Below are 19,804 nucleotides of genomic sequence, written 5' to 3' on the forward strand. Positions count from 1 at the left end.
GGCGCACGCCGCCGACCAGGCCATCGAGAAGGACGAGAACGTGCACTTCGAGAAGGCGTGGGCCGACCCGGAGTCCGGCACCGTCTACTGCCTCTCCGAGGCGCCGTCCGCCGACGCGGTGCGCCGTATCCACGAGCGGGCGGGCCACCCGGCCGAGGAGGTCCACGAGGTGCCGTTCAGCGTCTGACGCGTACGGCGGCCAAGGCCGTACGCGTCCACGTACGCTCGCGGGCAGGACGCGCAGGCCCCAACGGGCGGGGGGACGAATGACGGGCACGGTGGGCGGCACCGTACACACCACACGCACCGCGCACACCGCGGATCTGACCGCACCCGAACTCGCGGCTGTCCGCGAGCTGCTCACGCACGCCTTCGACGGCGAGCACGGCGAGCACGGCGCACGCCGCCGACCAGGCCATCGAGAAGGACGAGAACGTGCACTTCGAGAAGGCGTGGGCCGACCCGGAGTCCGGCACCGTCTACTGCCTCTCCGAGGCGCCGTCCGCCGACGCGGTGCGCCGTATCCACGAGCGGGCGGGCCACCCGGCCGAGGAGGTCCACGAGGTGCCGTTCAGCGTCTGACGCGTACGGCGGCCAAGGCCGTACGCGTCCACGTACGCTCGCGGGCAGGACGCGCAGGCCCCAACGGGCGGGGGGACGAATGACGGGCACGGTGGGCGGCACCGTACACACCACACGCACCGCGCACACCGCGGATCTGACCGCACCCGAACTCGCGGCTGTCCGCGAGCTGCTCACGCACGCCTTCGACGGCGAGCACGGCGCGCACAGCGAACACGGCGCGTACAGCGCGTACAGCGACGAGGACTGGGACCACACCCTGGGCGGCGTCCACGTGCTCCTGTGGGAGCCGGGCCCCGGCGGCGAGGCGGCGCTGATCGCGCACGCCGCCGTCGTACAGCGGCGCTTCCTGCACCGGGGCAGGGCGCTGCGGACCGGTTACGTGGAAGGCGTCGCCGTACGTCCCGACCGGCAGCGCCGCGGGTACGGCGGCAGGGTGATGGCGGAGGCGGAACGGTACGTGCGCGGCGGCTACGACCTCGGCGCACTCTCCGCCGCGGACGGCGCCGCCCGCCTCTACGCCGCCCGCGGCTGGCAGCCGTGGCGGGGCAGGACGTACGTGCTCGCCCCGGACGGACTGCGGCGCACAGCGGAGGAGGACGACGGCGTGTACGTCCTGCCGGTGCCGGCGCCGGTGCCGGACGCCCCGCCGCTGGACCTGGACGGCGATCTCGTCTGCGACTGGCGAGACGGCGATGTCTGGTAGCCCGCGCGGCGCGGAAGGCGGCACCGCTGGCACCGGCGGTACCGGCGGTACCGGCACAGGCGGCGGCCCCGAGGCCGAGCGCCACGTGTGGGCCGTCCGCACGATGGACGTACGCCCCGACGACCGCGTCCTGGAGATCGGCTGCGGCCACGGCGTCGCCGTGAGCCTGGTCGCGGAACGGCTGACCGGCACCGGCCGCATCACCGCGATCGACCGTTCCGCGAAGATGGCCGCCGCCGCCCGTACGCGGAACCGCGCGCATGTCGACGCGGGCCGCGCCGTGATCGTGCAGACGGCGATGAACGACGCCGACTTCGAACGGGGCGCGTTCGACAAGGTGTTCGCCGCCCACGTCGGCGTGTTCTGGCGCGGCCCGTTCTCCGACGCCGCCCGCGTCGCGGACTGGCTGGCGCCGCACGGCCGCCTGTACCTCTTCGGGCAGCCGCTCGACGCGGGCCAGGCCCGTTCGGTGGGCGACAGCGTGGCACGGGGCGTGGAACGGGCCGGGTTCGCCGTACGGGAGGTGCTGATCGGCGACACCGCGCCGCGCCCCACCGTGTGCGTGATCGCGCAGGCCGCGACTGTGACCCCGCCCGCGACCGCGACCGAGGGCCGCGGGCGACGGCCCGGCGTCAGCCCGCCGCGTACAGCTTGAGGTCCACCAGCAGCGCCCGGTGGTCCGAACCGTTCATGTCGACGAACTGCGCGTCCGCCGCCTCGAACTCCTCGCTCAGCAGCACGTGATCGATCTGCGCGCCGAGCGGCGGCGCCGTGGCGCTCGGCCACGTCGGCGTGCGCGACTGCCCCTGCAGCCGGGCGGCGTCCCGCAGCCCCGTGTCGAGGATGTCGCGGAACGCGGCGTGGTCCTGGCTCGCGTTGAAGTCACCCGCGAGCAGCGTCGGGCTGTCGCCGCGGTCGGCGTAGGCGCGCAGCCGGTCCAGTTCGCGGTTCCAGGTCACCAGCCCGTCCGGCATGGGCGGCATCGGGTGCGCGACCTGCACCCGTACCTGCGTGCCCGCGATGTCCACGACGGCGCCCGGCATGGACAGTTCACCGGGTACGGGCTCGGTGCTGCGCAGCGGGTACGTGCTCAGCAGCGCGGAACCGTCCGCGCCGTTGCCCGGGGCGATCACCCGGTGCGGGTACGCCTCCCGCATCTCGGCCGTACGCAGCGCCGCCGCGCACTTCCGTTCGCACTCCTGCACCGACACCAGCTGCGGACGCTCCCGGCGCAGCGCGCTCACCAGCTGCCGCGTGGCGTCGCCGTACTCCAGGTTCGCGGTCAGCACCCGGAACCGCGCCGTCGGCGGTTCCTCACGCGGTGCCGGCGCGTCCGCCCCGTACGGCCGGATGAACCACCCCGTCGCCGCCAGCACCGCCACCGCCCACAGCATCACGAACCAGCGCCGCCCCAGCACCGCGGCCAGCAGCGCCAGCCAGCCCGGCGCCAGGAACCACGGCAGGAACGCCAGCAGTTGAGGCACGGGCGTCGGCCCGTCCGCGTCAGCGATCCGGAACCCGAGCGGCACGCTGACCGGCAGCAGCAGGAGCACGCCGAGCCCGGCGAGCACCCGCCCCCGCCGCGTACGGGCGGCACGCCGCGCCGAGGCGTCCAGCCCGCGCCGGTCGGGCGCGGTGTCCGCCTCGGGCCGCAGCTCGGGCGGCGTCTCACCCCGGTACTCGTAGTCGTCCTGCCCCGTGTACACGCCCCTGATGGTGCCCTACCCCGCGCCGCGCCCGCGCCACGGGGCCGCCGCGCGTCGCCCGCGCGGACCGCCGATGTGATCACGGTGAGGGGTTCGCGGGGTGCGTGGCGTTCATGGCCTGCGTCGCCTGCGCGAGACTCAACTCGCCGAGGATGCGGGTCAGGTCCGCGGGGGCGGCCGCGAGGCGGACCGGCTTGCCCGCGTCGTCCAGTACGGCGATGTGCCAGCCGCGGGAGACGGTGTCGCCGTCGTCGCCACGTACGCGCCGCACTTCCCCGACCGTGAGCCGCGCCACCGGGATGGTCTTCGCCGCGAACCGTCCCGGCCCGGAGTGGGGCGTCACCGCGGGCGGCCCGTCACCGAGGACGATGTGCGTGCCGAAACCGCGCGGGTTGTAGTCCGTGTGCTCCAGGAAGCGCGCGGCCAGGAACACCGGCCCCGTCTTCGGCCCCGACCGCCGTCCCGTCTTCCCGGCGGGCGTCCGGGACTCCCGGGGAGTACGTACGCGGGTGGCCCGCCAGGCCCAGGCGAAGAGGCCCAGGGAGACCAGCGAGCCCCCGGCCGCCCACGCGAGCGCCGTCGCCGTGGGAGAGGTGAACAGGGTCGTGGGGTGGAACCAGCACAGCGGCAGCACCCACAGGGCCGTACCGGCGAGCGCCCCCGCGAACGGCAGCGCCGACGGAAGCACCTCGTCGTCCGGCAGCAGCCGCCGCCCGCGCACGCGCACCACCACGCGCGCGGCGGGGTAGCCCGCGATGAGGGCCAGAGTCGCCGCGACAACGGCCACGTCCCTGGCGGGGGTGACGTGCTCGCGCCACACGTGATGCTCTCCGGCGACCTCCCGCACCTCGCGGTTCCAGATGGTCAGTTCGACGCGGTCGCCGGACTCGAACCCCCGGGCGCCCTCGTACGAGACGCGGAGCCGGTTCAGCGGCCGGTCGTCGGTGAAGTACAGCCAGCTCGGCTTCTTGGGCCGGTTCGCGTCGGTCTTCTCGATCACGGCCGGAACGGTCGCCAGGCACTCGTCGCGCTCGGCGGCGGGCGTCCCGGCGGTGCACGGGGCCGCCGACCGCCACGCCTGCTGGTTCGACTCGACGCCGGGCACGAACCACGCGGCCAGGCCCGCCCCCGCGAGCAGCAACACGCACAGACTCAGCGGCCCGGCCCAGCCGCCGCTCCCGGCGGTGCGGTGCGAGATGACGGGGAGATGGCTCGACTCCGGCGCCCCGTGCCGCGCGTGCAGCACCCGGAACGCGTCCACCTTCGCGTCGAAGTCCGGGTCCTCGCGCTCCCAGCTCTGCGGCTGCGGCAGGAGCCACGTGCGCCCGTCGCGCAGCGAGAGGTCGACGCGGCGGGCCAGTTCGACGTGGTGATTGTGCTCGTGCTTCAGGCGGATGCGCAGGTCGGCGATGTCCGTCCACGGCACGCTGCGGCGGCGCAGCAGCGTACGGGAGTGGACGCCGTACGAGTCGGCGCGCACGCGGGCGGTGACCGCGTACAGCGCCGCGACACCTCCCAGCGCGAGGACGAGTCCGGCACCGAGCCACACGTCCAGGAGGCCGCCCCCGTGCACGACGCGCACCACACGTACTGCGGCCAGACCGGCCCCGGCCGCACCGAGCCCGACGAAAAACCACAGAACCCCCTGCCAACGGGGACGGCAGGTGACTTCCCGGACATTGTTCATGCCAGTCACCCTGCCAGCGGCGGTGCGCCCGCGCTTGTACGGCGTCCGGCAGCCACGGACACCATGTCACTGCCGGGTGCTGCCCGCCTTGACGATCAGTGCCGCGCGCCCGCCGCGTGCGCGACGAACGCCGCCCAGGCGTCGGGGGTGAGGGCCAGCCCGGGGCGGCGGGTGTCCTTGGAGTCCCGTACGTGCACGGTCTGCGGGCAGGTGGCGACCTCTACGCAGTTGTCGCCCCCGCTGCCGCTGTGGCTGCTCCTGCGCCATTCCATCGCGACTTCCAGACAGTTGTCTCCGTCGCTGCCGCTGTAGCTGCTCTTGAACCATGCCAACTGTTCAACGCTCATAACGCTCCTCGCAGTTGCTCCAGGAGTGCCACCGTAGCGGCGTGACTGAGGGCCTGCGAGCGGAGCATGCCGTAGCGCTGGAGCAGCGTGCTCACGTCCGCAGAGGCGGCGAGCAGACTGCTGGAGAGCTGCCCTTCGGTGTAGCCGATCCACTGGTGGTCCTGGGTCTCGGCCAGATACATCAAGCCGTCGGCACCAGCGTGTTCCTCTTGTCGCAGCGGCATCACCTGGATCTCGATGTTGCGTCGTTCACCCTGACCCAGCAGGTGATCGACGAGGGCCTTCGCGACCCCCGGCCCTCCTGCCCGCCTCTCCAATAGCGCCTGTTCGATGATGAAGCTGAAGGCCGTGCCAGGGCGCTCCGTAAGGAGTTGCTGCCGTTCCAGGCGGGCTGTCACCTGGCGCTCGATGTGGTCCTCTGTGAGCGGTGGCAATCTCCGCTCAAAGAGTGCCCTGATGTACGGCTCGGGCTGCAACAGGCCCGGGATCGCCCGGCATTCATAGGCGCAAAGCGAGATCGCGTCTTCCTCAATGCTCGCCCACTGCTGGAACCAGGACGCGAGCCCCTGCCTGCGCGTCAGATACCGCGCGGCCGCGCGCAGCACGCGCGGAGCCTCAAGCGTCGCGCCCGCGCGTTCCACGAAACGCTGGGGCGGATACCGTTTCCCCTGCTCGAGTTTCGCCACGTAGTGCACCGAATACCGCACCTTCTCGGCGAACTCCTCCTGCGTCAGGCCCGCTTCCTCCCGCAGTGCCTTCAGCACCGCCCCGAAGCCCCTGAGGCTGTCCGAGACTTCCGGCTCTGCTCCCATGCCGCCCGCCCATTCCGGTGCGCGTTCCCGTGCCCGTTCCGCCGAACATCAACTGGCTCATCATCGTCACGTAGGGTGACCGACCCTGTCCAGAGCGTCAACCAGTACAAGCGGGGCTGTACCAGGGCTGGTCCTGTCCGGCGCCCCGGCCGGTCGCGACGCTCGGCCGCATGACAGCCCAGCACGCCCAAACCCCCGCGATCGTACGTACGTTCAGGCAGCAGCTCAGCTCCACCCGGCGCGGCGCCCGCCTCGCGCGGCGGCTCGCCGCGCAGCAGCTGGACGCGTGGAGCGTCCCGTACGGCTCGGACACGTCGGACACCGTGTCGCTGATCGTGTCCGAACTGGCGGCGAACGCCGCGCTCCACGGCCGTACGCGCGGCCGGGACTTCCGGCTCACGCTCGCCGTCACGGACGACGACCGGCTGCGTATCGAGGTGTCTGACACCCGCCCCGAACGCCTCCCTACGGCTGCCGATCAGACACCGTCCCCGCATTCCGAATCGGGCCGGGGTCTGCTGCTCGTGCGCGCGCTGGCGGACCGCTGGGGCGTACGGGAGGGGCCGCCCCCGCTGAAGACCGTATGGGCGGAGGTCCCACTGCCGTCCGGTACGGGTCGCGCGCCCAAGTGCGGCCGCCCTGTCACCTCTGGCGAGGGCTGAGGAATCTCGTCGTTGACTTGTTCGCTGGCTTATCAACCCTCTCGCGCGAAATTGTGGGGCCCGAGCGGGCCCAGCCTGCGCCTGTCTTGAACATGTAGTTGGGTCTCGCACGTCGTCTACTCTGGGAGAAGCGCCGTGCTGACCTGGGAGGACCTCCGCAAGAGGACCGGCGCACTGGACTGGTTGGCAGAGATTACGGTGGACGTGGACAAGATTCGCGACGAAGCGGAGCGCTACTACAATCAGGCCGACGCGAGCTATTCCCATGCTGCGAAGATCGAGAGCGATGCTCGCGACGCATGCCTCGCAGAACTAGGGAAAGCGTATCGGTCTCTGCCGGACTTCCGAGGTGATATCCCGCACCCGTCGAAGCTGCTGGCAGGGATTCCGGCATTGCGGAAGGAAGTGGCCGAAGCGGCGGACGACCCCAACGTCGCGCTCCCAGGATCCGGGCCGAAGGTCGATGGCATCACGCCGATTCCTGATGATGAACGCGTGTCAGCGAAGCTGCGCGATATACGTTCACGACTGGACGGACTGCCGGATGCGAAGGACCACAACTACTGACTTCCTTCGAACTCCGATGAAGAGCGGCGGGACTGGATCCACCACAATCGAGAACACATCAAGGACGCCGCCGCGTACACCGGGCTGCCGCCGGACATGATTGCCGGGATCGCCTGGCAAGAGGTGCAGGGGGATCCCGGCTGGGTCGACGACGTGAGTGACAACTACCGGCAGAACCAACACGATGCGGGCTGGGTGACCCAGTGGGTCGCTGGCAAGGTCGGCCTCGATGGTGAAGCCGACGAGACCTCCATGGGCCCCATGGCAATCCAGATCAGACGCTCGGCGGAAGTCCTGGGCTACGATCCGGCCAATATGACCGACGCTCAGCGAGACGAGGTCGAGGCCGCCCACGCAGAATCCGGGGACGAACATCTACATTGCGTCGGAGTACCTGGCTCAGCTGAAGGCGGAGAGTGAGTTCGCGGACGTGCCCGCAAGTGAGATGACGACTCAGCAGTATCAGGAGCTCGCTGCGAGGTACAACGGTGGCCCCTACTGGGAGAGCGACGCGGCGCAGGCATACGGCCGCGGGTTCAACAACAACGTCGATGACGCGAGGCGGGCTCTGCGTGACTAGGTCCGGCGCGGAGCCCGTGTCCGGTCGGGCGGCAGCGCACGGCTTGACCGTGCTGTGTGCCCTGGTCCTGGTCGCTCTGAACGGTGTTGGCGGTTTCTTCGTCCTCAACGCGCTCATGACCGCGTCAGAGGGTTCGTGGGACACCACGGCGACCGACACCGTCCGGCTGATGGCGGTTCTCGGTATCGCGAGCGAACTGCTGGCCGCAGGGCTCACTGCGGCGTTCGTCGCTGTGGCCCGGCTGCGGTGCTGGTGGTACGCCGTTCCTGCGGCTCTGATCACCGTCGCGGTCCTCCGCATGGTGTTCGCGGCGGCGTAGCGGCGGCGGCGCGACGCGGAGGCCGCTTGAGTGGGCATCGAGCGGCGCTGCACCCGTTGAGGACCGGGATCGTCCGCAAGGGACCGTAGCGTCGTGGGCATGACGGCGACGACACCCTCCGTGCTCTCCACCCGCGCGCTCAACCGGGCGACGCTCGAACGGCAACTGCTGCTGCGGCGTGCGGACATGGACGCCGCTCGGGCCGTCGAGCAGCTGGTGGGGTTGCAGACGCAGGTGCCCACCAACCACTACACCGCGCTGTGGAGCAGGCTCGACGGATTCGATCCGGAGGACTTCTCGCGGCGGTTCGGGGAGCGGGAGTTCGTGCGGCTCAGCATGATGCGGTGCACCATCCACACCGTCACCGCGCGGGACGCGCTCGCGCTGCGGCCGCTCGTACAGGTGGTGCAGGACCGGACGCTGAAGTCGGCGTTCGGGAAGCGGCTGGCCGGGGTGGATCTGGAGCAGGTGGTCGTACGGTCGCGGGAGTTGCTGGAGGAGAAGCCGCGCAGTTCGGGTGAGCTGGGGAAGATCCTCGCCGAGGAGTGGCCCGGTACGCAGGTGCAGGCGCTCGGGATGGTTGCGCGGCATCTGCTGCCGCTCGTACAGGTGACGCCGCGCGGGCTGTGGCAGCGGGGCGGGCTGGCCCGGCACACGACCGCCGGGCACTGGCTGGGCAGGCAGCCCGTGGCCGAGAAGGACGCCGACCTGGACGCGTTCGTGCTGCGCTACCTGGCGGCGTTCGGGCCGGCGTCCGTGCAGGACGTACAGATGTGGAGCGGCCTGACCCGGCTCCGCGAGGTGATCGAACGGCAGCGGGACCAACTGGCCGTCTTCCGGGACGAGTCGGGGACCGAGCTGTACGACCTGCCGGACGCGCCGCGTCCCGACGCGGATGTGCCCGCTCCGGCGCGTTTCCTGCCGGAGTTCGACAACGTCTTCATCGGGCACAAGGACCGCGCGCGCATCGTCGGCGAGGGCGCGCAGCGGCACTTTTGGAAGGGCTTCGAGGCGCTGCCGGTCTTCCTGTCGGACGGGTTCCTGCGGGGGACGTGGCGGATCGACGCCGACCGGAAGCACACGCGGGCGGCGCTGGAGATCAAGCCGTTCACGTCTCTGCCGCGCGCCGCGCGCGACGCGTTGGAGGCGGAGGGCGCGGCGCTGCTCGCGTTCCACACGCCGGGCGCGGAGCACGCGGTGTGGTGGGAGCCGCCGTACGGGGAGGGGTGAGGCGTACGGGGGCGGCTGACCCGTACGCGAAAGGCGTACGCGGCTAGACTCGCCGGATGCCGAGCTGCCGACCGCAGAGAGCGCCGTAGCCGTGGGTGGAACCCGCACACTCGCGCAGACGTACCGCCGCTTCGGTGAGGTCGACGCCGCCGGAAAGTCGCCACTGTACGAGCGCGTCGCCGTCGCCCTGAGTGAGTCCGGCGAAGGGCTGCGCGCCATCGAGTCGGCGCCCGCGCGCAAGCGGCAACCCGCCGTGATCCTCGCCGCGTTGCACGACCTCGCCCTCGCCGGACGCGCCCCGGAGCTCGCCGCGGCCTATGCCGCCGGGGACGTCGACGCCGCCGCCGACGCGGCGACCGGCACGCTGCTGCGGATGACCGACGAGGTCGTGGCCATCGCGGTGCGCCGGGAGACGCGGACGTACGAGACCCGGCGCTGCGCCGTGCTGTACCCGGCCGTTGCCGAGGCGGCGCGCCGGGTGGGCGCGCGGGCGGTGGGGCTGATCGACGTCGGCGGCTCGGCCGGGCTGAATCTCCACGTCGACCGCGTCGGCATCACGTACGGCAACGGGCAGTCGCTGGGGGACCCGTCGTCTCCCGTACGGCTGTCGGCTGAGGTCAGGGGAGACCGGCGCCTGCCGACGGGCGCGGTGCCCGAGGTCGTCGTACGGGTCGGCGTCGGCCCCGACCCGTACGACGTGACCGACGCGGCAGACGCCAGGTGGCTGCGCGCCTGCCAGTGGCCGGACCAGCCGGACCAGCCGGACCGGCAAGGCCAAATGGCGAAGCTGGAGGCGGAGTTGGCGTTGGCGGCGGCCGCTCCTCCGCTACTGCTGCGCGGCGACCCCGTCGACGCGCTGCCCGACGCGTTCGCCCGCGTGCCCGCGGACGTCCTGCCCGTCGTCATCACGACGTGGGCGCTGTCGGACTACCCGCTCGAGCACCGCCTGCGCTTCCTGCACCGCCTCGACGAAGCGGCGACCGGCCGTGCGGTGGCGTGGGTGTCGGCGGAGGGAGTCGGCGTCGCGCCGGCCGTACCGACGCTCGGCGACCGCCGCGCCTCGGGGCACAGCATCGTCGGCCTGGCGGTGTGCGAGGCATCCGCCCTGCGCGCGGAGGCCGTCGGCCGCTGCTGGTCGCGGGGCCGCTGGCTGGCGTGGCTGGGCGGTGGCGGCTCCTCCGGGTGAGCCGGGCGCCGTTGCCCGACGCCGTGGCACGCGCCGTCAGTACCGCAGCAGGGCGGCGACGCCGTCCGTGCACCGCGTCGGGGGAAGGACCTCGGTGAACGAAGCTCCGCCGAGGACCGCCGAGCGCAGCAGGAGCGGTGCCGCCGGGGCGCTGAAGGCCGTCGGGTCGGCGCCGAGTGCCGCGGACTCGGTGCCCAGGGCCCGCGGTTCACGGCGTGAGGCGTACAGCTCGGGGTCCCCGTCGCGGTCGGCGGCCAGCAGCAGCGTTTCCACTCGCCCTTCGGCCAGGGCCTCCTTGACCGCCGGGATGCCCTGGAGCGCCCGGTCACCGGCGAGCTCCGCCTCCAGGCGCTCCAGTACGGCGCGGTGCCGGGCGGTCATGGCCTCGTGCATGGCGGCGTCCACGCTCGCCCGCAGACCCTCGCGGGCGGAGGTGTCGGTGCGGCCGCCCTCGACGTACACCACCTCCGCGTCGAGCGGACGTTCGGCCAGATGCCCGCGCAGCAGTCCCACCGCCTTGGGGTCCCCGGCGATCAGCACCACGGCGGCCTCGACGCCGGCCGCGGCGGCGCGTACGTCGTCGGCCGCCTGCGCGGTGTTCTCCGTCCACACGTTGACGGTGCGCCGGTGGTACGAGGCCTGCGCCTCGGCGCCCGCACGCACCCGTGTGATGTGGAGCGTGCTGCCGTTGAACGTACGGCGCGACACCGGCTCGTGCCCGGCGGCCGGGTAGGCCTCCACGTCGGCACCCTCCCGGTCCACGGCCACGACCACGTGCGGCAGTTGGTGGTCTCGGTCGATGGCCACACCCAGCGGGTCCGGCACCGGCAGCACCCGTGCGCTGTCCGCCGCCGGCGGCTCGGCGAGGGTGAAGGCGCCCAGCAGCCGGCCGGCCGAGGCGAACAGCGCCTCGCCCTGCGGGCCGGGCAGGTCAGGGGCGCCTCCCACGGCGTCGTCCAGTACGGCGAGGTCCGCCTCCTGCGCGCCCTGCCGGCTCAACGACCGCCGCGCCGCCCGCCAGCGAAGCTCGATCTGCTTGTCGGCGTCGTGCGCCACGCGTGAGGTGTCCAGATGGACGGATACGACGTCGGCGTCGTCCGCGTACAGAGGCTGGAGGAACGCAAGATCCATGATGATTCCGGGCAGAGTCGCCCTGCCGCCTTTCCTTGAGGTTCACCGCAACCGCAACGGACAGCACGATAAGCCCTGCCTGTAGGCATGCGAGTGCTTTGCCTGATACAGGCTATTTCGTCCATAGTGCCGCCGCCGTCACCTGGCTGGACGTCGCCGTGACCGCGGTCGGCGGTGGGCGATCGCGCCTGGTCAGCGAGTCCGGCGCGCGGCGCCGGAGCGGGGGACGGGCGTGCCGGAGGCGCCTCGTATGGCTAGCGTCGGAGACTGTGCCGTGCGGCCGCCGCGCGTTCACGGCCCCGTCCTGCGGAAGGAGTGTGGTCAGCGTGGCCCGCAACCGCCGTCTGGTCCTGAGCCCGCCTTCCGAGGTCTGGGCCCTGCTGTCGGACGGCTACCGCTACGGGGAGTGGGTGACGGGCACGCAGCGGATTCTGGCCGCCGACCCGCACTGGCCCGCCGTGGGCGCCCGCCTGCGGGTACGTGTCGGGGTGGGCGGCGTGAGCCTCGACGACACCTGCGTCGTCCGCATCTGCGAACCGGAGCGCCGGCTGGAACTGGAGGCAAAGGCGGACCCGTTCGGTGCCGCCCGCATCGCCATCAACCTGATCCCGTGGGGCGAGCACACTCTCCTCGTCCTCGACTGGCACGCCCTGCGGGGACCGGGTACGAGGATGCACGGGCTGCCCGTGGACTACCTCGTCGCGGTACGCAACGGCATGATGCTGACCAAGCTGGCCCGGATCGCGCTCCGTGAGCAGGGGCGTGCGCCCGCCGGGGGCCCGGCGCCCGGGGGCCCGGTCACTCCGTGAGCGGCGGTACCGCCGCGTTCCCGCGGGCGGGCGGGCCGTCCGAGCCGGCCGGATACTCCTCCAGCGGCACGAGGTCCCTCTCCCAGGCGGACAGCACGGGCTCGACGACGCGCCACGCCTCCTCGGCCTCGTCGCCGCGGATGGACAGGGCGGGGTCGCCCGTCAGTACGTCCAGCAGGAGGCGGCCGTACGCGGGCAGGTCCGCCGGTTCCATCCGCGCGCTCAGCGAGAGCGGGGCCAGCTCGTCCGCGTGGGCGCCGATGCCCGTCAGGTCGAGGGTCAGCCCCTCCGGTTCGAGCTGGAAGCGGAGCACGTTGGGCAGGGCTTCCTCGCTGTGGCCGAAGGGCAGGTGAGGGACGGAGCGGAAGCGCACCGCGACCTCCTTGCGGTCCGCCCCGAGCGCCTTGCCGCTGCGGAGCCGGAACCGGGTGCCGGCCCAGCGCCAGCTGTCCAGCTCCAGTTCCACCTCGGCGAAGGTCTCGGTGCGCCGCCGCGGGTCCACGCCGTCCTCGTCGGCGTACGCGGGGATGTCGCGGCCCGCGACACGGCCGGGCAGATAGCGGGCGCGGCGCGTACGGCGTACGACGTCGTGCTCGGTGAGGCTCCGTACGGACCGCAGGACGTCGACCTTCCGGTCGCGCAGGTCGCGCTCGCCGAGGGTGATCGGCGGCTCCGTGGCCACGAGGCAGAGCAGCTGCAGGAGGTGGTTCTGGATCATGTCCTTGAGCGCGCCGACGTGGTCGTAGTAGCCGGCCCGGCCCTCCAGCGCGAGGGTCTCCTCCCAGACGATGTCCACTTCGGCGATGTGGGTGCTGTTCCAGATGGGCTCCAGTACGCGGTTGGCCAGGCGGCTGCCGAGTACGTTCTGCACCGTCGTCATGGCCAGGAAGTGGTCGACGCGGAACACCGCCTGCTCCGGTACGAGGCCGGCGAGGAGCCGGTTCAACTCCCGTGCGCCGGACAGGTCTTCGCCGAACGGCTTCTCCAGTACGATCCGGCTGCCCGCAGGCAGGTCCGCCTCGTGCAGCGCGGTGATCACCGCGGGGAAGAGCGCCGGGGGCAGGGCGAGGTAGACGGCGACGGGTCCGTCGCCCGCGACGGCCGCGGCGACGTCGCCCGGGTCCGTGACGTCGGCACGCAGATAGCGGGCCGAGGCGGCGACCGCCTCCCTCGCGTCGCCCGGGCAGTGCCCGGCGTGCCGGCCGAGCTGTTCGGCGGCCCACTCCCGGTACCGCTCGGTGTCCCAGTCCTCCCTGCTCGCGCCGGTCAGCCGCATCCGGTCGCCGAGATGCCCGGCCGCCCGCAGGGCCGCCAGCGCGGGCAGCAGGAAGCGCGCGGTGAGGTCGCCCGTACCGCCGAACACCGTCAGCCGGTTGATCATCCTTGTGTCCCTGCCTTCGTCGCCGAGGTGCCCGCCTTCGCACGGGCGAGGTTCACGCCACTGCCGATGATGCCGATGTGGCTGAACGCCTGCGGGAAGTTGCCCATGAACTCTCCCGTGGTCGGGTTGATCTGCTCCGGCAGCAGCCCCACCCGGCTCGCCCTGGCGCACAGCGAGGCGTACAGCTGCCCGGCCTCCTCGACCCGGCCCTGCCCCACGAGGTTGTCGACCTGCCAGAAGCTGCACAGCACGAACGCGCCCTCGTCGCCGGCCAGTCCGTCGGGGGACTCCTCGTGCAGATAGCGGTAGAGCAGCCCGTTGCCCGCCGACAGGCGTTCCGCGATGGTCCTGCTGGTCGCCATCATCCGCGGATGGTCCGCCGGCACCACCTCGCGCAGCGGGAGGGCGAGCAGGCTCGCGTCGAGGACGCCGCCGCCGTCCAGGTGTGCGCTGAAGGTCTGCGCGTCCTCGTCCCAGGACCGCGTCAGGATGAGCCGGCGCAGCTCGTCGGCCGAGGTGCGCCACTTCGTGATCTGTCCGGGCAGGCCGAGCCGTTCACCGATCCGCGCGGCACGGTCCAGCGCCACCTGGCACAGGCCCGCGGAGTACGTGAACACGCGGGCGTCGCTGCGTACCTCCCAGATGCCCTGGTCCGGCTGCCGCCAGGCCCGGCCCGCGGCGTCGGCCAGCCCGGCCAGGCTCGCCCACAGCGGGGGCTGGATCTCGCCGCCGGAGAGCAGCCACTGGTCGGCGCAGTCCAGGATCTCGCCGTAGATGTCGTGCTGCCGCTGGTCGGCCGCGCCGTTGCCCCAGCGCACCGGGGCGGAGCGGCGGTAGCCCTCCAGCTCGTCGTCCTCTACCTCGTCCGGGACGGGGCCTCCCCGGAGGTCGTACATGATCCGGGGCCGCCGGCCGTACTCGAACGCGTCCAGCACCCAGCCGAGGAAAGCGTCGGCCTCGCCGCCGAAACCGATGCGGCGCAGGGCGAACACGGCGAAGGCCGCGTCGCGGATCCAGGCGTAGCGGTAGTCCCAGTTGCGGACGCCCCCGACGGGCGCGGGCAGGGAGGAGGTGGGCGCCGCGACGAGCGCCCCGCCCGCCCAGTCGTCGCACAGCTTGAGCGTGATCGCGGCCCGCCTGACCAGGGGTTCTTCGGGGCCGTCGTAGTCGAAGTGCCGCATCCAGCGGCGCCACGCGCCGGCGGTCTCCCGCAGCGTCGTGTCGGTGTCGAACCGGCGGTTGCGGTGGAAGCGCCCCCAGGACAGTACGAGATCGAGGCGGTCGCCCTCCCGCAGGTCGTGTGTGCTGTGCAGGCCGGTCAGGGGGCGGTTGGACCGCAGGTGGAGCCGCAGGTCCGGGCGCCGGGACGGAACCACCTCCAGCCCGCTGAACAGCGCCCGTGTCTGCGCACCGCCGCGCGGCTCCAGCTCCGCCCGCAGGCGTACGTTCCCGGACAGCACCACCGCGGAGCGTACGAGTTCGGAACGGCCGGCCGGTACGTCGTCGGTGAGGTCGGCGCCGGAACGCAGCGCCAGCGCGTCGGTGACCCGCACCAGGCCGGTGGGAGCGCGCAGCTCGGTGGTGAGTACGCCGGTGTCGGGCTCGTACCGCTGTCTCGCCTCCACCACGTCCTCCGGCGCCAGCACGAACCGGCCGCCCCGTGCGTGGTCGAGCAGGCCGCAGAAGAGGGGTTCGGCATCGAACCGGGGCAGGCACATCCACGGGATGGAGCCGTCCAGACCGACGAGCGCGGCGGTCGTGCCGTCCCCGATGAGGGCGAGATCCTCCAGCGGAAGGTAGCCGTCCCGCCTGCGGACCGGCCGGAACGGTGGGTCGGGATCGTGCATGCCGCCTCGTTTCCGCAACGCCGGGAACGACCGTGGGACGCGATCGTCACGCGCTCCGTTCCTCCGGTGAGCGCGTGTGCTCCCACCGTTGCGGGGCTCGCGCCGGAGCGCGATCCGGCCTCCGCGGCAGTAGTGCACTCCGGTGAAAAGGGCGGCCGCCCGGCGGAGAACCGGCGGAGGCCCCGGCGCTGGACCTGAGTGGCCCGGCGGGCCTGGGCGGTCCGGGCGCCGGACCTCCGCCGGGCGGGCGGTTCAGCCGAAGACGCTCGCCGGGCGCGACGTCTCCTTGATGCCGTCGGGGCCGTTGAAGACGCTGCCCCCAGGGCGTGAGGCTGCTCGCGTCGAAGCCCGTCGCCATGTCGAGGTACTCGACACCGCCGCCGTTGCCGCTCCAGGACCACCCGAGACAGCCGGGGCCCAGCTCCTGCGCGGTGCCCATGATGGCGTCCTCGTCGGGATTGCCGTCCGAGTGCGCGTCACCGAACTCGCCGACGACGACGGGGAGTCCGCTTGCCACGAACCGGTTCATACAGTCGCGTACCTCGGGTTCGGTGTCGAAGACCCCGTACATGTGGATCGAGAAGACGGTGTTGTGCCGCGGGTCCGCCCCGAAGACCGCCGGGGCGTGACGAGTTTCCTTCATCTCTCACTCCCAACATGGAGCACGCACGCGAAGACTCGCGCGGACACGGTGACATCGCAGGCGTGCGAAATCGTCGTTCCTTGCGGGCACTGTGCCCCCGGCGCCGGTGCGCAGCCGTCATTCTCCGAGTGCGACGGGCGGGCCGCCGTTTAGTCGCGGTTTAGTTCTCACAGAGGTGCCGATGCCGCCCGGCCGCCCTTTCCGGGCCCGTTTTGCCGCCCCGTTCCGGCGCAGGTGGTGGCGGTACGCGCCCGGCGCGGGAATGATGGCGGGGCCGGAGGCCCCTGGCCCGTACGCCGGTCCCGGCCGGCACGGCAAGCACACACCGGACACCACGCGGGGAGAGACACGCATGACGGACACCAGCCCCCACGACACGTTCCGCGCCGCACGCGACACCCTGCTGCGGCACCGCGAGGACTACGACGCGGCCCGCGCGGACTTCGTGTGGCCCCGGCCCGAGCACTTCAACTGGGCGCTGGACTGGTTCGACCGGATCGCCGACGGCAACGAGCGGACCGCCCTCCACCTCGTCGAGCAGAACGGCGACGAGACGCGGATCTCGTTCGCCGCCATGCGCGAGCGCTCGGACCGGGTGGCGAACTGGCTGCGTACCGCCGCGGGCGTACGCGCCGGTGACCGCATCGTGGTGATGCTCGGCAACCAGGCCGAGCTGTGGGAGACCCTGCTCGCCGCGATGAAGCTGCGCGCCGTCGTGATCCCGGCGACGCCGCTGCTCGGCCCCGCCGACCTCGCCGACCGGATCGGCCGGGGCGACGCGCGGCACGTGCTCGTACGGGCGCAGGACGCGGGCAAGTTCGACGACGTGCCCGGTGACTACACCCGTATCGCCGTTGGGAGCGGTGAGACGCAGGCAGGCTGGCTCGCGTACGAGGACGCGTACGGCGCCCCCGCCGCCTTCGAGTCGGACGGCCCGACCCGCGCCGACGACACCCTGCTGCTGTACTTCACCTCGGGCACGACCGCGCTGCCCAAGCTGGTCGAGCACAGCCACCTGTCGTATCCGGCGGGGCATCTGGCCACCATGTACTGGATCGGGCTGCGCCCCGGCGACGTGCACCTCAACATCTCCTCGCCGGGATGGGCAAAGCACGCCTGGTCCAACTTTTTCGCCCCGTGGAACGCCGAGGCGACGATCTTCATCCACAACTACGAACGCTTCGACGCGGCCCGGCTGATGGCCGAGCTGGACCGGTTCGAGGTGACGAGCTTCTGCGCGCCGCCCACCGTGTGGCGCATGCTGATCCAGGCGGACCTGAGCCAGCTGCGGCGCCCGCCGCGCGAGGTGGTGGCCGCGGGCGAGCCGCTGAACCCGGAGGTCATCGAGCACGTGCAGCGGCACTGGGGCGTGACGATCCGGGACGGCTTCGGGCAGACGGAGACGGCCGTGCAGGTCGCCAACTCGCCGGGCCAGCGGCTGAAGCCGGGCTCGATGGGCCGTCCGACGCCGGGCTTCGAGGTGGTGCTGCTCGACCCGGTCAGCGGCGAGCCCGCCGACGAGGGCGAGATCAGCCTCAGCCTGGACGGCCCGGACGGCCGCCCCGTCGGCCTGATGACCGGCTACCGCGGCGACCCGGAGCGTACAGCCGAGGTGATGGCCGGCGGCTACTACCGCACGGGCGACATCGGCTCACGGGACGAGGACGGGTACATCACGTACGTCGGCCGGGCCGACGACGTCTTCAAGGCGTCCGACTACAAGATCTCCCCGTTCGAGCTGGAGAGCGCCCTGCTGGAGCACGAGGCGGTCGCGGAGGCCGCGGTCGTGCCGTCACCGGACGCCGTACGGCTGTCGGTGCCCAAGGCGTACGTGGTGCTGGCCGCGGGCTGGGAGCCGGGGCCGGACACGGCGAAGGCGCTGTTCGAGCACTCGCGCGGGGTGCTGGCGCCGTACAAGCGGATCCGCGTCATCGAGTTCGCGGACCTGCCGAAGACGATCTCGGGCAAGATCCGCCGGGTGGAGCTGCGGGAGCACGCGGCGAGCACGCCGGGGGAGGAGCACCGGGAGTGAGCGCGGGGCCCGGGACCCGTACGGCAGCCGGGGCCCGGGTCGGAGCCCGTACGCCAGCCGGGGCCCGTACGGCGGTCGCGTTGCCGTACGGGCCCCGGGCCCACGGGCCGAGAGGGCTCAGCCCTCGACGCGCCAGGTGAGCGACTTCGTGAGGTCGGCGCGCAGCGCCGGGTCGCGTACGGCGGCCGTGGGGTCGGTCGCCTTCGCCGTCAGCCGGTGGCTGCCACCGCCGGAGCCGACGACGTCGGCGAGGCGGACCGTACGGTCGCCCCGCAGCCGTTCGACCTCCTTGCCGTCCAGATACCAGCGCAGCGTGATCTGCCGGGCGTCCCCGGTCAGTTCGGGCACCCGTACGGTCACGGTGTCCTCGCTGCCGAGCGCCCGCGCCGTACGGGTGTCACTGGCCAGGGCGGGTGCGTGCCGGTGGAAGCCGGCGATCATCGCCTCGCGGCCGACGAGGTTGAACTCGCGGCCCAGCGTCCGCATGATCGAGTCCTCGCTCGGCCGGAACAGCCCGCGCGTGTGGTACGCCGCGCCCTCGTACGCGCCGATGACCCCGCCGTCGGGGGTCGCCTCGCCCAGCCACCGCGCCCACTTGGTGCCGTTCTGCTCCAGCTCGTCGGCGGTGTGGACGGTCGTGTTGAGGTCGCCGGTCTCCGGTCCGGTGTACTCGGAGTCCTCGTACGCGTACTCGTCGGCGAGCTTGCCCAGCGAGTGGCCCGTCTCGTGGATGGCGATCTGGCCGGCCTGGTCGTTGCCGCCGGAGTGCGTGGCGATGCCGTCGTAACCCAGCTCGGACTGGACGCCGTTGTAGCCCGCGCCGCCGTACTTGGCGCTGTTCGCTATGACGATGACGAGGTCCGCCTCGGGGGCGTTGCGGGCGTAGCTCTCGACCTTGGCGGTGTCGACGCACAGCAGGCGCTCGAGGTTGTCGCACCAGAAGTGCGAGTCGAGGGCGGTGTTCTTCACGGTGCCCTGGTCGGGGTCGCCGGAGACGCCGGAGTCCTGGGAGACGGCGTCGATCGCCCAGACGTTGAAGAGGTTCTGGTACGTGGTGTACGGCTCGACGCCCGCGAGTTCGGTCCAGCTCTCCTTGGCGTCGGTGTGGAACTGGGGGAGTTCCGCCTCGGTGTAGCCGTCGCCGATGACAGCGATGTCGAGCTTGTCGGCGGTGGGGCCGTTCTCGACGACCGGGGTGACGTCCCCGTCGCCCGCGACGGAGCCGGAGCCGCGGAGCCGCTCCGGCGTCTCGGCGGACACCTCGACATGCCGCGGGTGGGCGTTGGGGCCGTCGAAGTACTCGACGCGGTGGGTGCCCTGGGCCTTGTCCCGCTCGGGCTCGTCGGGCGGCGCGGCCTGGCCGGGGGCGGCGAGCGCGAGCGCGAGTGCGGCGACGGCGGTCACGCCCGCCGCCGCGCCGATTCTGATGGTGCGTCGTCTGCGCACGGGGTGCTCCCTGTGGTGTGGGGGGTGCTTGGGGGAAGCGAGCTAGCAGCTAGCCACAGAGAACTAAAGAAGACAGGTATGTACCTGTCAACGACAGAAACCGTCACACTCGTACGGCCGTTGGCCGGGAG

Annotated in this window: 21 protein-coding genes; 12 read left to right on the forward strand and 9 right to left on the reverse strand. The window is 72.3% G+C overall.

Annotated elements, in window-relative coordinates; genetic code table 11:
* The 4 genes from DVA86_RS00005 to DVA86_RS00020 form a co-directional block, all read left to right on the forward strand.
* A partial coding sequence (locus tag DVA86_RS00005) for a nickel-binding protein (protein WP_208874633.1) occupies positions 1 to 187 on the forward strand: 187 nt, incomplete at its 5' end.
* 158 nt (positions 188 to 345) lie between these two features.
* Positions 346 to 582 (forward strand): nickel-binding protein, encoded by a 237-nt coding sequence (locus tag DVA86_RS00010; RefSeq protein WP_208884242.1) that lies wholly within the window; start codon positions 346 to 348, stop codon positions 580 to 582.
* 79 nt (positions 583 to 661) lie between these two features.
* On the forward strand, positions 662 to 1,288 hold the full coding sequence (locus DVA86_RS00015) for a GNAT family N-acetyltransferase (protein WP_208874634.1): 627 nt from the start codon (positions 662 to 664) through the stop codon (positions 1,286 to 1,288).
* Positions 1,278 to 1,943: an SAM-dependent methyltransferase gene (locus DVA86_RS00020; RefSeq protein WP_208874636.1), complete on the forward strand. Its 666-nt coding sequence runs from the start codon at positions 1,278 to 1,280 to the stop codon at positions 1,941 to 1,943. The genes DVA86_RS00015 and DVA86_RS00020 overlap by 11 nt, the downstream gene beginning before the upstream one ends.
* On the opposite strand, the gene DVA86_RS00025 is transcribed toward DVA86_RS00020, so the two are convergent.
* From DVA86_RS00025 to DVA86_RS00040, 4 genes are all read right to left on the reverse strand, one after another.
* Positions 1,921 to 2,994: an endonuclease/exonuclease/phosphatase family protein gene (locus DVA86_RS00025; protein ID WP_245996170.1), complete on the reverse strand. Its 1,074-nt coding sequence runs from the start codon at positions 2,992 to 2,994 to the stop codon at positions 1,921 to 1,923. The genes DVA86_RS00020 and DVA86_RS00025 overlap by 23 nt on opposite strands.
* A gap of 79 nt (positions 2,995 to 3,073) precedes the next feature.
* Entirely contained in the window at positions 3,074 to 4,681 is a 1,608-nt protein-coding gene (locus DVA86_RS00030) for a PH domain-containing protein (protein WP_208874637.1), read from the reverse strand.
* 95 nt (positions 4,682 to 4,776) lie between these two features.
* The gene (locus DVA86_RS00035; protein ID WP_208874638.1) at positions 4,777 to 5,028 is read right to left on the reverse strand and encodes a DUF397 domain-containing protein; all 252 of its coding nucleotides are present in this window, start codon (positions 5,026 to 5,028) and stop codon (positions 4,777 to 4,779) included.
* Positions 5,025 to 5,840 carry a helix-turn-helix domain-containing protein gene (locus DVA86_RS00040; protein ID WP_208874639.1) on the reverse strand — a complete coding sequence of 272 codons (816 nt, stop codon included), beginning with the start codon at positions 5,838 to 5,840 and terminating at the stop codon, positions 5,025 to 5,027. The genes DVA86_RS00035 and DVA86_RS00040 overlap by 4 nt, the downstream gene beginning before the upstream one ends.
* A gap of 170 nt (positions 5,841 to 6,010) precedes the next feature.
* Between DVA86_RS00040 and DVA86_RS00045 the strand changes: the two genes are divergently transcribed.
* From DVA86_RS00045 to DVA86_RS00070, 6 genes are all read left to right on the forward strand, one after another.
* Positions 6,011 to 6,502: an ATP-binding protein gene (locus DVA86_RS00045; protein WP_208874640.1), complete on the forward strand. Its 492-nt coding sequence runs from the start codon at positions 6,011 to 6,013 to the stop codon at positions 6,500 to 6,502.
* A gap of 135 nt (positions 6,503 to 6,637) precedes the next feature.
* Positions 6,638 to 7,069 carry a hypothetical protein gene (locus DVA86_RS00050; RefSeq protein ID WP_208874641.1) on the forward strand — a complete coding sequence of 144 codons (432 nt, stop codon included), beginning with the start codon at positions 6,638 to 6,640 and terminating at the stop codon, positions 7,067 to 7,069.
* Between the two features lie 96 nt (positions 7,070 to 7,165).
* On the forward strand, positions 7,166 to 7,489 hold the full coding sequence (locus DVA86_RS00055; protein WP_208874646.1) for a hypothetical protein: 324 nt from the start codon (positions 7,166 to 7,168) through the stop codon (positions 7,487 to 7,489).
* Between the two features lie 275 nt (positions 7,490 to 7,764).
* Complete coding sequence (locus DVA86_RS00060; RefSeq protein ID WP_208874647.1) at positions 7,765 to 7,968, forward strand: hypothetical protein; 204 nt, start codon at positions 7,765 to 7,767, stop codon at positions 7,966 to 7,968.
* Positions 7,969 to 8,067: 99 nt separating this feature from the next.
* Positions 8,068 to 9,198, forward strand: coding sequence for a winged helix DNA-binding domain-containing protein (locus tag DVA86_RS00065; protein WP_208874648.1), 1,131 nt, complete (start codon positions 8,068 to 8,070; stop codon positions 9,196 to 9,198).
* A gap of 91 nt (positions 9,199 to 9,289) precedes the next feature.
* Positions 9,290 to 10,384: a DUF2332 domain-containing protein gene (locus tag DVA86_RS00070; protein WP_208874649.1), complete on the forward strand. Its 1,095-nt coding sequence runs from the start codon at positions 9,290 to 9,292 to the stop codon at positions 10,382 to 10,384.
* Positions 10,385 to 10,420: 36 nt separating this feature from the next.
* Here DVA86_RS00070 and DVA86_RS00075 read toward each other — a convergent pair whose 3' ends face one another.
* The gene (locus DVA86_RS00075; protein ID WP_208874650.1) at positions 10,421 to 11,515 is read right to left on the reverse strand and encodes a baeRF2 domain-containing protein; all 1,095 of its coding nucleotides are present in this window, start codon (positions 11,513 to 11,515) and stop codon (positions 10,421 to 10,423) included.
* A 326-nt stretch (positions 11,516 to 11,841) separates the two neighbouring features.
* On the opposite strand from DVA86_RS00075, the gene DVA86_RS00080 reads away from it, so the two are divergent.
* Entirely contained in the window at positions 11,842 to 12,324 is a 483-nt protein-coding gene (locus tag DVA86_RS00080; RefSeq protein WP_208874651.1) for an SRPBCC family protein, read from the forward strand.
* Here DVA86_RS00080 and DVA86_RS00085 read toward each other — a convergent pair.
* From DVA86_RS00085 to DVA86_RS36235, 3 genes are read right to left on the reverse strand one after another with little or no spacing between them, the layout of a single operon-like run.
* Positions 12,314 to 13,705: a glucose-6-phosphate dehydrogenase gene (locus DVA86_RS00085; RefSeq protein WP_208874652.1), complete on the reverse strand. Its 1,392-nt coding sequence runs from the start codon at positions 13,703 to 13,705 to the stop codon at positions 12,314 to 12,316. The two genes, DVA86_RS00080 and DVA86_RS00085, sit on opposite strands and share 11 nt — an antisense overlap.
* Positions 13,702 to 15,552, reverse strand: coding sequence for a glycoside hydrolase family 15 protein (locus DVA86_RS00090; protein WP_208874653.1), 1,851 nt, complete (start codon positions 15,550 to 15,552; stop codon positions 13,702 to 13,704). The genes DVA86_RS00085 and DVA86_RS00090 overlap by 4 nt, the downstream gene beginning before the upstream one ends.
* A 46-nt stretch (positions 15,553 to 15,598) precedes the next feature.
* Positions 15,599 to 16,195 carry a cellulase family glycosylhydrolase gene (locus DVA86_RS36235; RefSeq protein WP_425470721.1) on the reverse strand — a complete coding sequence of 199 codons (597 nt, stop codon included), beginning with the start codon at positions 16,193 to 16,195 and terminating at the stop codon, positions 15,599 to 15,601.
* 352 nt (positions 16,196 to 16,547) lie between these two features.
* Between DVA86_RS36235 and DVA86_RS00100 the strand changes: the two genes are divergently transcribed.
* Complete coding sequence (locus tag DVA86_RS00100; RefSeq protein ID WP_208874655.1) at positions 16,548 to 18,227, forward strand: AMP-binding protein; 1,680 nt, start codon at positions 16,548 to 16,550, stop codon at positions 18,225 to 18,227.
* A 117-nt stretch (positions 18,228 to 18,344) separates the two neighbouring features.
* On the opposite strand, the gene DVA86_RS00105 is transcribed toward DVA86_RS00100, so the two are convergent.
* Positions 18,345 to 19,673, reverse strand: coding sequence for a M64 family metallopeptidase (locus DVA86_RS00105; RefSeq protein WP_208874660.1), 1,329 nt, complete (start codon positions 19,671 to 19,673; stop codon positions 18,345 to 18,347).
* Positions 19,674 to 19,804: the final 131 nt, after the last annotated feature.

It is taken from the genome of Streptomyces armeniacus, from assembly GCF_003355155.1.
GTDB classification, from domain to species: domain Bacteria; phylum Actinomycetota; class Actinomycetes; order Streptomycetales; family Streptomycetaceae; genus Streptomyces; species Streptomyces armeniacus.

Excerpts from the sequence above, each read along its gene's own strand:
- DVA86_RS00015 (WP_208874634.1), top strand. The coding sequence starts at position 662 with ATGACGGGCACGGTGGGCGGCACCGTACACACCACACGCACCGCGCAC.
- DVA86_RS00020 (WP_208874636.1), top strand. The coding sequence starts at position 1,278 with ATGTCTGGTAGCCCGCGCGGCGCGGAAGGCGGCACCGCTGGCACCGGC.
- DVA86_RS00030 (WP_208874637.1), bottom strand. The coding sequence starts at position 4,681 with ATGAACAATGTCCGGGAAGTCACCTGCCGTCCCCGTTGGCAGGGGGTT.
- DVA86_RS00035 (WP_208874638.1), bottom strand. The coding sequence starts at position 5,028 with ATGAGCGTTGAACAGTTGGCATGGTTCAAGAGCAGCTACAGCGGCAGC.
- DVA86_RS00040 (WP_208874639.1), bottom strand. The coding sequence starts at position 5,840 with ATGGGAGCAGAGCCGGAAGTCTCGGACAGCCTCAGGGGCTTCGGGGCG.
- DVA86_RS00045 (WP_208874640.1), top strand. The coding sequence starts at position 6,011 with ATGACAGCCCAGCACGCCCAAACCCCCGCGATCGTACGTACGTTCAGG.
- DVA86_RS00055 (WP_208874646.1), top strand. The coding sequence starts at position 7,166 with ATGATTGCCGGGATCGCCTGGCAAGAGGTGCAGGGGGATCCCGGCTGG.
- DVA86_RS00060 (WP_208874647.1), top strand. The coding sequence starts at position 7,765 with ATGACCGCGTCAGAGGGTTCGTGGGACACCACGGCGACCGACACCGTC.
- DVA86_RS00065 (WP_208874648.1), top strand. The coding sequence starts at position 8,068 with ATGACGGCGACGACACCCTCCGTGCTCTCCACCCGCGCGCTCAACCGG.
- DVA86_RS00075 (WP_208874650.1), bottom strand. The coding sequence starts at position 11,515 with ATGGATCTTGCGTTCCTCCAGCCTCTGTACGCGGACGACGCCGACGTC.
- DVA86_RS00085 (WP_208874652.1), bottom strand. The coding sequence starts at position 13,705 with ATGATCAACCGGCTGACGGTGTTCGGCGGTACGGGCGACCTCACCGCG.
- DVA86_RS00090 (WP_208874653.1), bottom strand. The coding sequence starts at position 15,552 with ATGCACGATCCCGACCCACCGTTCCGGCCGGTCCGCAGGCGGGACGGC.
- DVA86_RS36235 (WP_425470721.1), bottom strand. The coding sequence starts at position 16,195 with ATGAAGGAAACTCGTCACGCCCCGGCGGTCTTCGGGGCGGACCCGCGG.
- DVA86_RS00100 (WP_208874655.1), top strand. The coding sequence starts at position 16,548 with ATGACGGACACCAGCCCCCACGACACGTTCCGCGCCGCACGCGACACC.